Origin of the sequence: Paraburkholderia sp. SIMBA_027 (genome assembly GCF_046535315.1) — a bacterium.
In the GTDB taxonomy this organism is placed as follows: domain Bacteria; phylum Pseudomonadota; class Gammaproteobacteria; order Burkholderiales; family Burkholderiaceae; genus Paraburkholderia; species Paraburkholderia tropica.
In genome coordinates, this window is the sequence record NZ_JAWRWY010000622.1 from 1 (window position 1) to 270 (window position 270).

At 50.7% G+C, this 270-nt stretch carries 1 protein-coding gene; it reads left to right on the forward strand.

Annotated features, from left to right (window positions below; all coding sequences use genetic code 11):
- Positions 1-270, forward strand: a 270-nt coding sequence (locus SB764_RS40490) for a M3 family metallopeptidase (protein WP_410866824.1), incomplete at both ends; no start/stop codon positions are given.

The following is a 270-nucleotide window of genomic DNA, read 5'->3' on the forward strand; positions in this document are numbered from 1 at the left end:
GCCGAAATGCGCGATCGTGCGACGCGTGAAAAACTGTTTATTGCGGGCTGGACGCGAGCGGAAAAAAATGATGCCAATGATACCCGCGCTATCATTCAACGTCTGGTGGAGATCCGTGCACAACAGGCAACACTACTTGGTTTTCCTCATTATGCCGCATGGAAAATCGCCGATCAGATGGCAAAAACACCTGAAGCAGCACTTAACTTTATGCGGGAAATTGTTCCAGCGGCGCGTCAACGTGCGAGCGATGAATTAGCCTCCATACAG